This window comes from Nocardia barduliensis, assembly GCF_013315795.1.
GTDB classification, from domain to species: Bacteria; Actinomycetota; Actinomycetes; order Mycobacteriales; family Mycobacteriaceae; genus Nocardia; species Nocardia barduliensis.
Map to the genome: position 1 here is coordinate 1 of NZ_JABLTE010000170.1, position 10,947 is coordinate 10,947.

11 protein-coding genes are annotated in these 10,947 nt (G+C 70.7%); 9 read left to right on the plus strand and 2 right to left on the minus strand.

Annotated features, from left to right (window positions below):
• The coding region (locus HOV91_RS39620) for a hypothetical protein (protein ID WP_217441530.1) at positions 1-242 on the minus strand (242 nt) is incomplete at its 3' end.
• A 125-nt stretch (positions 243-367) separates the two neighbouring features.
• Here HOV91_RS39620 and HOV91_RS36740 point away from each other — a divergent pair.
• From HOV91_RS36740 to HOV91_RS36770, 7 genes are all read left to right on the plus strand, one after another.
• Positions 368-1,213, plus strand: coding sequence for a DMT family transporter (locus tag HOV91_RS36740; protein ID WP_174189809.1), 846 nt, complete (start codon positions 368-370; stop codon positions 1,211-1,213).
• 53 nt (positions 1,214-1,266) lie between these two features.
• Entirely contained in the window at positions 1,267-2,703 is a 1,437-nt protein-coding gene (locus HOV91_RS36745; protein ID WP_174189810.1) for a GuaB1 family IMP dehydrogenase-related protein, read from the plus strand.
• Positions 2,704-2,947: 244 nt separating this feature from the next.
• Positions 2,948-4,330 (plus strand): hemolysin family protein, encoded by a 1,383-nt coding sequence (locus HOV91_RS36750; protein ID WP_174189811.1) that lies wholly within the window; start codon positions 2,948-2,950, stop codon positions 4,328-4,330.
• Positions 4,323-5,387 carry a hemolysin family protein gene (locus HOV91_RS36755; protein WP_174189812.1) on the plus strand — a complete coding sequence of 355 codons (1,065 nt, stop codon included), beginning with the start codon at positions 4,323-4,325 and terminating at the stop codon, positions 5,385-5,387. Before HOV91_RS36750 ends, HOV91_RS36755 begins: the two co-directional genes overlap by 8 nt.
• A gap of 46 nt (positions 5,388-5,433) precedes the next feature.
• Positions 5,434-6,357: a 3-methyladenine DNA glycosylase gene (locus tag HOV91_RS36760; protein ID WP_174189818.1), complete on the plus strand. Its 924-nt coding sequence runs from the start codon at positions 5,434-5,436 to the stop codon at positions 6,355-6,357.
• A 153-nt stretch (positions 6,358-6,510) separates the two neighbouring features.
• Positions 6,511-8,085: an LVIVD repeat-containing protein gene (locus tag HOV91_RS36765; RefSeq protein ID WP_174189813.1), complete on the plus strand. Its 1,575-nt coding sequence runs from the start codon at positions 6,511-6,513 to the stop codon at positions 8,083-8,085.
• A 2-nt stretch (positions 8,086-8,087) separates the two neighbouring features.
• Positions 8,088-8,735, plus strand: a complete 648-nt coding sequence (locus HOV91_RS36770; RefSeq protein ID WP_174189814.1) for a DUF305 domain-containing protein — start codon at positions 8,088-8,090, stop codon at positions 8,733-8,735.
• Positions 8,736-8,743: 8 nt separating this feature from the next.
• Here HOV91_RS36770 and HOV91_RS36775 read toward each other — a convergent pair whose 3' ends face one another.
• Positions 8,744-8,947 (minus strand): hypothetical protein, encoded by a 204-nt coding sequence (locus HOV91_RS36775; RefSeq protein ID WP_174189815.1) that lies wholly within the window; start codon positions 8,945-8,947, stop codon positions 8,744-8,746.
• Between the two features lie 272 nt (positions 8,948-9,219).
• Between HOV91_RS36775 and HOV91_RS36780 the strand changes: the two genes are divergently transcribed.
• A complete protein-coding gene (locus tag HOV91_RS36780; protein WP_174189816.1) occupies positions 9,220-9,954 on the plus strand; it encodes a PaaI family thioesterase in 735 nt (244 codons plus the stop codon).
• Positions 9,955-10,000: 46 nt separating this feature from the next.
• Complete coding sequence (locus tag HOV91_RS36785) at positions 10,001-10,900, plus strand: hypothetical protein (protein ID WP_174189817.1); 900 nt, start codon at positions 10,001-10,003, stop codon at positions 10,898-10,900.
• Positions 10,901-10,947: the final 47 nt, after the last annotated feature.

Genomic DNA, 10,947 nt, shown 5'->3' on the forward strand with positions numbered 1-10,947 from the left:
GCCCCGGCCCCCGCGAAATCCGCGCGACGCAAGCCGGGCAGGCGCGCAGAGCCGGCGGCGACCGGTGGCCGTGGCGGTCCGGTGCAGCAATCCGCAGCCAGGACGACCGCCGGGTCGGGCCGCGTCGGCGAATCGGCCACCGCGCCTGCGCGTCGGCGCGGCAACGCCAAACCCGCCACGAGCAACACCGGAGGGCGTGTGGCCGCGTCGGCCAACGGCGCTTCCGCCCGCAATTCGGGCACGACGGGTGGGTTCTCCGGGCGCGCCGCAGCCCCCGCGTCCGGCGACACGCCCGGCCGGACACGGCGACGCGCCGTACGAACCCAGCAGCCTTCGAACCGAGGCAATCGTTTAGCAAACTAGGCTGGTGTCGACCCATCCGGCGGCCGCCGTCCTGTGCGCCCTGCTCGCGGCGCTGCTGTTCGCGGTCGCCGCCGTCGCGCAGCAGCGCGCGGCGGCCGCGGTGCCGGAGGGCGAGTCGCTGGTCCGCGGGTTGCTGCGCGATCCCCGCTGGTGGGCGGGCGTGGTCGGCGACAGCGGCGGATACGCCATGCAGGTCGCCGCGCTCGCCCTGGGCGCGGTCCTGCTGGTGCAGCCGATCCTGGTGAGCGCGCTGGTCTTCGCGCTGCCGCTGTCCGCCCGGCTCAACCACCGCCGCGTCGCGCCGCGCACCTGGGCTACCGCCCTCGCGCTCACCGCAGCGCTGGCCTGCTTCCTGCTCGTCGGCAATCCGACCGCAGGCGATGCCGATGCGCCGCTGCGGGATTGGCTCCTGCCGCTGGGCATCCTGCTCGGCCTGATCGCCGCCGCCACGGCCGCGGGCGTCGCCGCGCGTGCTCCGCAGTGGCGCGCGCTGCTGCTCGGCGCCGCGAGCGGTGCGCTCTACGGGCTGGCCGCCGCCCTCACCTCCTATGTGACCGACCGGTTCGGACACGGCCTCGGCGCCGTGCTCGGCGCTTGGCAGACCTGGGCGCTCATCGCGAGCGGCGGTGCGGGCGTGTACCTGCAACAGCGCGCCTACCAGGCCGGGCCACTCACCGCGTCGCTGCCCGCCGTCACGATCGCCGAGCCGCTGGCCGCCGCGTTCGTCGGCTTCGCCGTGCTGGACGAGCGGTTGCGCACCGACACCGCCGGGCTGGTCGTCGTCGCGGGGGCGGTGCTCGTCATGGGCGCCGCCACCCTCTCGCTGTCGCGCGCCCAAGCGGCCGCCTGAGACCCTCGCGCAGAAGAGCCCGCGCCGGGCGGCTCCCGGTTATGATCGGTCGAGTGCGCTTTCTCCCCGGTCATCAGCCGCCGTACGACCTGACCTACGACGACCTCTTCCTCGTCCCGAACCGGACGGACGTCGCGTCGCGCTTCGACGTCGATCTGTCGACGACCGACGGGTCCGGCACCACCATCCCGATCGTCGTGGCCAACATGACCGCCGTCGCCGGGCGCAGAATGGCCGAGACCGTGGCCCGCCGCGGCGGCCTCGTCGTCCTGCCGCAGGACCTGCCGATCACCGCCGCCGCCGACACCATCGCCTTCGTCAAGAGCCGCTCGCTCACCGCCGACACCCCCGTGACCCTCGACCCCGATCGCTCGGTCTCCGAGGCCGTGGCGCTCATGCACAAGCGTGCCCACGGCGCGGTGGTGGTGGTCGACGGCGGCCGCCCGGTCGGCGTGGTCACCGAGGCCGCCTGCGCCGACGTCGACCGCTTCGCCCGGCTGCGCGAGGTCGCGGTCACCGATTTCGTGCGGGCCCCCGCGACCACCACCCCCCGCGATCTGTTCGACCTGCTGCACGCCGAGCACGCCGACTTCGCCGTGCTCACCGCCGAGGACGGCACCCTGGCCGGAGTGCTGACCCGCACCGGCGCCCTGCGCGCGGGCATCTACCAGCCCGCCGTGGACGCCACCGGCAGGCTGCGCGTCGCGGCCGCGGTGGGCATCAACGGCGACGTGGCCGCGAAGGCCAAGTCCCTGGTGGATTCGGGCGCCGACCTGCTCGTCATCGACACCGCCCACGGTCACCAGGCCAAAATGCTCGAAACCCTCTCCGCGGTGCGCGATCTCGGGCTCGGCGTCCCGCTGGTCGCGGGCAACGTGGTCTCCGCCGAGGGCACCAGGGATCTCGCCGAGGCGGGCGCGGACATCGTCAAGGTCGGTGTCGGGCCCGGCGCCATGTGCACCACCCGGATGATGACCGGCGTGGGACGCCCGCAGTTCTCCGCGGTGGCCGAATGCGCGGCCGCCGCCGCGGAACTCGGCGTGCACATCTGGGCCGACGGCGGCGTGCGCCATCCCCGCGACGTGGCGCTCGCGCTGGCCGCGGGCGCGTCCAACGTGATGATCGGCTCCTGGTTCGCAGGCACCTACGAGTCCCCCGGTGACCTGCGCGTCGATCGCGACGGCAACGCGTACAAGGAGAGCTTCGGCATGGCCTCCAAGCGGGCCGTCGCCGCCCGCACCGCCTCCGACAGCGAATTCGACCGCGCGCGTAAGGCGCTGTTCGAAGAGGGCATCTCCAGCTCCCGGATGCGGCTGGACCCCGAGCGTCCCGGCGTCGAGGACCTGCTCGACCACATCTGCTCGGGCGTGCGCAGCGCGTGCACGTACGCGGGGGCCCGCACGCTCGCCGAATTCCACGACAGGGCCGTGCTCGGCGTGCAGTCCGCGGCCGGATTCGCCGAGGGCCGCCCGCTGCCCAGCGGTTGGTGAGCGCCGACACGCGAATCACACCGGCACCGGCCCGCGCCGCTCGGCACGCGGGCCGGTAGCATGGTGGTTGCCGGACACCGGCACCACGACTCGTTTGCGAAAGGATCCAGTTGTCACCCGCGTCCGAGGGCGCCGTACAGGAGGGCTCCTCTACCGAGCCGGGTGACCATCCCGGCGTTCCCCTCCCCGCAGTAGTCCCACTCCGCACAGGCTCTCTCCCGGCACCGCTCAGGTGGTGCTGACGATGTCCATCGCGCTCACCGCGCTCAGCCTGCTCGGGTTCATCGCACTCACCGTCGGCACCGCCCTGTTCGTCGCCGCGGAATTCTCCCTCACCGCTCTGGAGCGCAGCACCGTCGAGGCGCACGCCCGCACCGGTGACGTCCGCGCCCGGATGGTTCGCAAGGCCCACCGCACCCTGTCGTTCCAGCTGTCCGGCGCCCAGCTCGGCATCACCATCACGACGCTGATCACCGGTTACATCGCCGAGCCGGTGCTGGCCAGGTTGCTGAATCCGGTGTTCACCGGCATCGGGCTGAGCGAGACCGCCGCCGGTGGCGTCGCCTTGACGCTGGCCCTGATCCTGGCCACCTCGCTGTCGATGATCTACGGCGAGCTGGTGCCCAAGAACATCGCCATCGCCAAGGCGCTGGCCACCGCCCGTGTCACGGCCGGACCGATGATCGCGTTCTCGGTGGTGTTCAAGTGGATGATCCACTTCCTCAACGGCACCGCCAACTGGGTGGTCCGCAGGCTCGGCGTCGAACCCGCCGAGGAGTTGCGCTCGGCCCGCTCGCCGCAGGAACTGGGCTCCCTGGTGCGCACCTCCGCGCTGCGCGGCGCGCTGGACCAGCCCACCGCCCAGGTGATGGATCGCTCCCTGCAGTTCGGCGAGCGCAGCGCCGAGGAACTGATGACGCCGCGTGTGAAGATCGAAGCGCTGGACAAGAGCGACACCATCGCCGATCTGATCGACGCGGCGGGCCGCACCGGCTACTCCCGTTTCCCGGTGATCGACGGCGACCTCGACAACACCCTCGGCTTCGTGCACGTCAAGCAGGCCTTCACCCGTCCGGCGCACGCGCGCGGGACGTTCCCCCTGCACCGGCTCGCCCAGCCGGTGCCCATCGTGCCCGCCAGCCTGGACGGCGACGAGGTGCTCGAGCGCGTCCGCGCCGACGGCATGCAGGTCGCCCTCGTCGTGGACGAGTACGGCGGCACCGCGGGCCTGGTCACCATGGAGGACATCATCGAGGAGATCCTCGGCGACGTCCGCGACGAGCACGACGAGGAGGAGCGCGACGTGCGCCGCGTCTCCGACGGCTGGGACTGCTCGGGCCTGCTGCGCATCGACGAGGTCTCCCGTGCGACCGGGTACGACGCCCCCGAAGGCGAGTACGAGACGCTCGGCGGCCTCGTGCTCACCAGGCTCGGCCGCATCCCGGTGACGGGCGACGAAGTCGTGCTGCCGAATCCCCGCTCGCAGCAGTGGACGGTGACCGACGGCCACGACGAGGGCGGCTGGATCGCCCGGGTGGAGCGCATGGACGGACGGCGCATCGACCGGATCCGGCTGATCCCGGTCGACGCCGACGCCCTCGCCACCAAGGAGCACAGCAATGGGTGATCTGTTCGGCGTCCTGCTAACCGTCGTGCTGCTGGGCGGCAACGCCTTCTTCGTCGCCGCGGAGTTCGCGCTCATCTCCGCCCGCCGCGACCGGTTGGAAGCGCTGGCCGCGCAGGGCAAGCGCAACGCGAACACCGTCATCCGGGCGGGCGAGAACCTCTCGATGATGCTCGCCGCCGCGCAGCTGGGCATCACCATCTGCTCGATCCTGCTCGGCCGCGTCGGCGAGCCCGCCGTCGCGCATCTGCTGGAGGGGCCGTTCGAGTTGCTCGGCCTGCCCGAGCAACTGCTGCACCCGGTGGCGTTCGCGATCGCGCTGACCATCGTGGTCGTCCTGCACATCCTGTTCGGCGAGATGATCCCGAAGAACATCGCGCTGGCCGGGCCGGAACGCAGCGCGCTGCTGCTGGTCCCGGTGCACCTGATGTGGCTGCGGCTGGCCCGCCCGCTCATCGCGTTCTACAACCTGTGCGCCAACCTGTCGCTGCGCCTGCTGCGGATCGAGCCGAAGGACGAACTCGAGGCCACCGTCTCGACGGTGGAGCTGGCCGAGATGATCGGCGAGTCCCGCTCCGAGGGCTTGCTCGACGAAGAGGAGCATCGTCGGCTCACGCAGGCGCTCGGCACCAGTGACCGGGTGGTCGCCGACGTGATGGTGCCGCTGGACGCGACCCGATCGATCCCGCTGCGCGGCAACGGGACCACGCTCGGCGACACCGAATCCGCCGTCGCCGAGACCGGGTTCTCCCGCTTCCCGGTGCGGGCGAGCGACGGCTCGCTGGTCGGCTACCTGCACGTCAAGGACGTGCTCGACAAGGTCGCCGACGAGAGCGCCGGGCCGGGGACGCCGATTCCGCGCACCGATATCCGCCCGTTGCCCACGGTCGGCATGAGAACCACGCTCTACGAGGCGCTGGCGCGGCTACGCCGCACGAACAGCCATCTCGGCCGGGTGGTGGACGAGCGGGGCAACACCACCGGCATCGTCGCCCTGGAGGATCTGGTGGAGGAGTTCGTCGGCACCGTCCGAGACGGCACGCATCGAGTGGGCGAATGACGACCGGAGCGGCGAGCGTCGCCGAACAGGCCGGGGCGCGGTGACCATGCGCGTGCTGTCCGGTGCGCGGTGGCGGGCGAGCGCCGCCGCGCACCGGGCCCGGCTGGACGAGTTGGTCGGGCCCTATCTCGAGCGGCGGGCGCGAGGTTCGTCGCACCCGGTGATCGACTTCTTGTTCACCTACTACGGGCACAAACCCGCCCAGTTGCGACGCTGGCATCCGGGGTACGGCATAGGGCTCGCGGATGCCGTCGAGTACCACGGCGCACGGGGTTATCACCTGGTCGCCGCGTGCGGTTCGGATGCCGGGACACCCACCGCGGACATCTACTCGGCGGATCCCGCCTACCTGGCCAAACGCCGCGACACCATCACGTTCGCCGCGAACCTGTTGCGGGCCACCGCGTCCCGGCCCGCCCAGCTGTCCTGCTTCGGGCTGCACGAATGGGCGATGGTGTATCGCACCGACGACATCCGGCACCAGAAGGTTCCGCTGCGTCTGGGACGAGCGGGCACCGACGCGGTGGTCGACTCGATGTCGTTGCGCTGCACGCATTTCGACGCCTTCCGCTTCTTCACCCCGGAAGCCGTCGGCCGCAATGCCGAGCCGCTCACCCGCGCCGACCAGCTGCGCCGCGAACAGCCGGGCTGCCTGCACGCGAACATGGACCTGTACAAGTGGGGCTTCAAGCTGGTCCCGCTGATCTCCTCCGAGTTGCTGCTGGACTGTTTCGAGTCGGCCTGTGCCGCCCGCGAACTCGACATGCGCGCCAGCCCCTACGACCTGTCGGAGTTCGGCTACGAGCCGGTGTGCATCGAGACGCCCGCTGGGCGCGCGGAATACGTCCGCGCCCAATCCGCGCTGGCGCAGCGCGCAGCCGAACTGCGCCGCACCTTGCTGCGCGTCTGCGACGAACTGCTGGCGGCAGACGACGCAGCAGAGCGCACGGAGCCTATCCACCCACGCTGACGCGGCTGGACGGAAAACTTCGCGAATCCGCGCGGGATTCGAGGAAACCTCCCCCGAAGTTATCGAGGATTACTACCATTCAGTCAGTTCAGTGGTGACTGTCCCAGTCACCCTGACCAGACGAACTCGAAGACTAAGTTGGGGGACGCGACGATGCACCCAGTGACCGGACTGCGCCCTGCCAAACCGCTGGCTCTGCTCACCATCGGCATTCTCACCGCCGTGCTACTGCCCGTGAGCGCCTCCGCCGATCCGCAGTCGGAGACCCGTAATGCCGTCCAAGAGTTCCTCGACGTCGGGCGCACCTCGGTCCCCCGCGCCGACTGCGGGCCGGGCGCCGCACCCGAGAACGGTCTGCAGGGCGATGTCACCGCCGCCGACCGCGACAGCGGGCGCAGCACACAGGGCTACCGGTGCAATATGTCCTTCGTCGGCGGCTACGCCGGGCGCGGGGCGGGGATCACCTCCACCAGCTTCGAGCACTGCGCCTACCTGGGCTCGTTCTTCCCCGGCAACTTGATCGGCGAGGGGCGCGGCGTCCAGGTGCTCGACGTGTCCGATCCGGCGCATCCGCGCCCGACGGTGACGCTGACCGAGCCCGCCATGCTCGCGGGCACCTGGGAGAGCCTCAAGGTCAACACCGCGCGCAAGCTGCTGGTCGGCACCGGCGTCCCGGTCGGCGAGGGCGTGGGCTACCTGTCGGTCTACGACGTCTCCGATTGCGCGCATCCGCGGCTGCTGAATCCGGGCCCAGGAACGAATCTGCTGATGCCGCTGCCGATCACCACGCACGAGGGCGGCTTCTCCCCGGACGGCAACACGTATTGGGCGTCCGGGATCGCACCCGGTTTCGTCAGCGCGGTCGACCTCACCGACCCGGCCCACCCGCGCGTGGTGTGGCAGGGGCTGACCGGCATCGAGGCGCACGGCTTCGGCATCAGCCCCGACGGCAACCGGATGTACCTCTCCGCGCTGGGCGGATTCACCGTCCTCGATATCAGCGCGGTGCAGCGCCGCGATCCGAATCCGCAGGTGCACCATATCGGCCGGGTGTTCTGGACGGACGGCTGGGCGACCCAGCACAGTGTCCCGGTCAGCTACGACGGCAAGCCCTACCTCTACACCGTCGACGAAGGCGGTTCCGGCGGCGTCAAACTCGTCGACATCTCCGACGAGACCGCGCCCGAGGTGGTCAACAAGATCAAGCTCGAGATCAACCTGCCACAGCACCTCGACAGCAATATCGGCTCCTCCATGGGCGGCTCCGCCTTCGCCTACGAATCGCACTACTGCGCGGCGGACCGCCAGGTGAACCCGACGGCGCTGGCCTGCGGGTGGATCTCCTCCGGCATCCGAGTGTTCGACATCCGCGATCCTTTCGCCATCCGCGAGATCGCCTATTACAACCCGCCCGCCCGGACCGGCCAGAACCTGAGTCTGTGGAACTCGCCGCACGCGCTCGCCTCCCTCATCGGCGTTCCACTGATGAGCACACCCTCCGCGCTGCGCGCCGTGCTGGAGGGACAGTTCGACCCGCTGGATGCCACCACCCCGCGTACCGGCCGGCTCGCCTTCGGCGACGTGTCCACCGATTGGTGTCTCTCGCCGCCGGAATGGCGCGGCTCGCAGCTCTACGTCTCGTGCTCGGACAACGGATTCATGGTGCTGCGACTGGACGACGACGTGTACTCGCCTCCGGCGGACCAGCAGTCGATCGTCGGATCGTAGCGATGCGGCATATGACGCGAACCGCGGCTCTGGCGTCGGCGGCCTTCGCGCTGCTCGTGCTCGGCGCCGCGCTGCGACCACTGATTTTCCCGGACAACCACTCGGCCGCGCCGATCCTCACCGCGGTGGAGATCGGATTCGTCCAGGACATGACCGCCCATCACCAGCAAGCGCTGTTCATGGTGCAGCGGCTCGATCGCTCGGTGGACCCGGCTATCACCCGGCTGGCCGAGCAACTCGACCGCACCCAGCGCCTGGAGATCGGCACCATGCTCGGCTGGCTGCGCCTGGCGGAGGCCGCACCCAGCTCCGCTCATCCGATGGCGTGGATGCACGCCGCCGAGGCCGCACCGCACCCGCATCCGGCAGCGGGCGCGCCGACCGCCCCCGCTCCCCTCATGCCCGGGATGGCGAGCACCGCGGAGCTGGATGCCCTCGCGACGGCGCGCGGCCGCGACGCGGAAGTGCTCTTCCTGCAGTTGATGTACCGGCATCACCAGGGCGGAATCGCGATGGCCGAGGCCGCCGACGGTCTGCTCGGCTCCGGACCGGTCAAGGAGATCGCCCGTGCCATGATCCACGGCCAGGGCCAGGAAGCGGGGACGATGGGGATGCTGCTCACCCAGCGCGGGGCAGCCCCACCGCCGTGACCACCAGGTCACGACGCGACATGCAACTCGAATCCGGTCGCCCCGCGCGTCTCGAGACGCAGGCTGCGGTCGTAGTCGCCCCCGGCTTGCGGGCGATACGGAATCGGCTCCAGCTCCGCCGGATCCGGCATCCGCCGCCGCAGGTCATCGGCGACCTCGGCGAAGCGCGCCGAGCCAAGCTGGATCGTCTGCTCGCAGCTGCCGCACGGCAACGTCTTGCAGCGCGCCGGTGAGTGAGTCCGGCTTCGGGTGGGCGTACACGATCAGTACGTTCGCTCCAGCTTTCGTCACGTCTGGGCGCAACAGTCGGCGGAACGGCGGATATTCCGCCATCCCCTCGACCTGCGCGGGCGTGCCGCGAGGGAGGCACTGCCCGGATGGCGTGGAATGGCCTGGCGGGGGCGTCGCGTCGCCCGGCGGCGCCGCGACGGTATGGTCGGCTGAGCCGGGTCATGATCGTCGGCCGGGAGAGGTTGGGCAGCAGATGATTCGGACGGACACATTCACGGTGCCTGGACACGTGCGCGGCTATCCGGGGGTGGCGTTCGGCGGGTACGTGGCAGGCATGCTCGCCGCCGCGAGCGGTTCGGCGCAGGTACGCGTCGATTTCCGGCGCAGAGTGTCGGTGGACACCCCCGTGGTGCTGGCCGCCGACGGCGCGGGCGGCGCGACGCTCACCGATCAGGACGGCACGGTGCTCGCCGAAGCGTCCGCCGCCACGGTTGCCGTCACGCCGCCGCCCGCGCCCACTTGGGCGCAGGCGCGGACGGCGAGTGCGACCGCCGACGCGCTGCGCAAGATGAGCCACTGCTATGGCTGCGGCGCCGCCTGCCCGCCCGGCCGTGGCTTGCGCCTCTCGCCCTGGGCCATGACGGCCCACGACATGGTCGTCGCCGCGTGGATTCCCGATCCCCTGCTCGGCGGACCCGACGGCCTGCTCTCCACCGAGAACGTGTGGGCCGCTCTGGATTGCCCCGGCGGCTGGGCCGCGATGGCCCTGCGCGACCTGCGCCCGGGAGCGGTCACCGCCGCGCTCACCGCCACGCAATTCGAACCGGTCCGTGCCGGCGATCCCTACGTCTCCTACGGCTGGCCGATCTCCGCGAACGGCCGGAAACATACTGTCGGCGTCGCCCTGGCCCGCCCCGACGGCACCCTCTGCGCCCTCGCCGAAGCCCTCTGGATCGAGCCCCGCCAACCACTCCCGTTCGAGTGGTGATCCAGCCCACCCGGACGTGTCGGTGGCTATCGGTAACGTCCGCGCCATGCCCTCGTCGGTACACGAAGTCCTCATCGAATTGGTCCGGCGCAGACCGACTTTGGTCGCGGAACTGCTGACCTCCACACTCGGACTATCGCTCCCCGAGTTCGATCAGGCGCGCGTGGACTCGGGCGACCTACCCGACATCGAACCGACCGAGTACCGCGCGGACTTGGTCGTCACGCTCACCGCCGCCGGCGTCCCGGTTCTCGGCATCGTGGTGGAGGTGCAACTGCAGCGCGACGACGACAAGGCGTGGAGCTGGCCGGTCTACCTGACGACCCTGCGCGCGCGCCTGCGCTGCCTCGTCCTGCTGGTGGTCGTGTGCCCGAACGAGCGCGCCGCGACCCACTGCCGTCGTCCGATCACCGTAGCGCCCGGGTTCACCCTGTCGCCCATGGTGCTCAGCCCGGCCAACGTGCCGGTGGTCAGCGACACCCACACCGCGCTCGAGCGCCCCGATCTCGCCGCCCTGTCCGCAATCGCCCACCGCAACGACCCCGAACGCGACGCTATTCTCACCGCCCTCGCCGCGACAGCACACGACTCAGCGGACGGCAAAAGGTACATTGACCTGGTACTGGCCGCACTGCCGAAAGCAGCGGCCCGGCACTTCCTGGAGATGCTGATGACGACCGACACGTCCCCGTACTACAGCCAGTTCTTCAAGCAGCTCTACGCCGACGGCATGGCCGAAGGTGAAGCCAAGGGCGAGACCAGAGGCGAAGCCAAGGGCGAAGCCAAAGCGTTGCTCACCCTCCTTGGCGCCCGCGGCTTCGACATCCCCGCAGTACTCGCCGCCGAGATCGAGACCTGCACCGATCATGCCCGCCTCACCGAATGGATCACCCGGGCCGCGACGGCGAGTGCACTCGAGGAGGTCTTCGGCGACCTCGCTCAGTGAGTGTCGACGAAGCGGTACCACTGGCCGTCGAAGGCGGAGTATTCGAT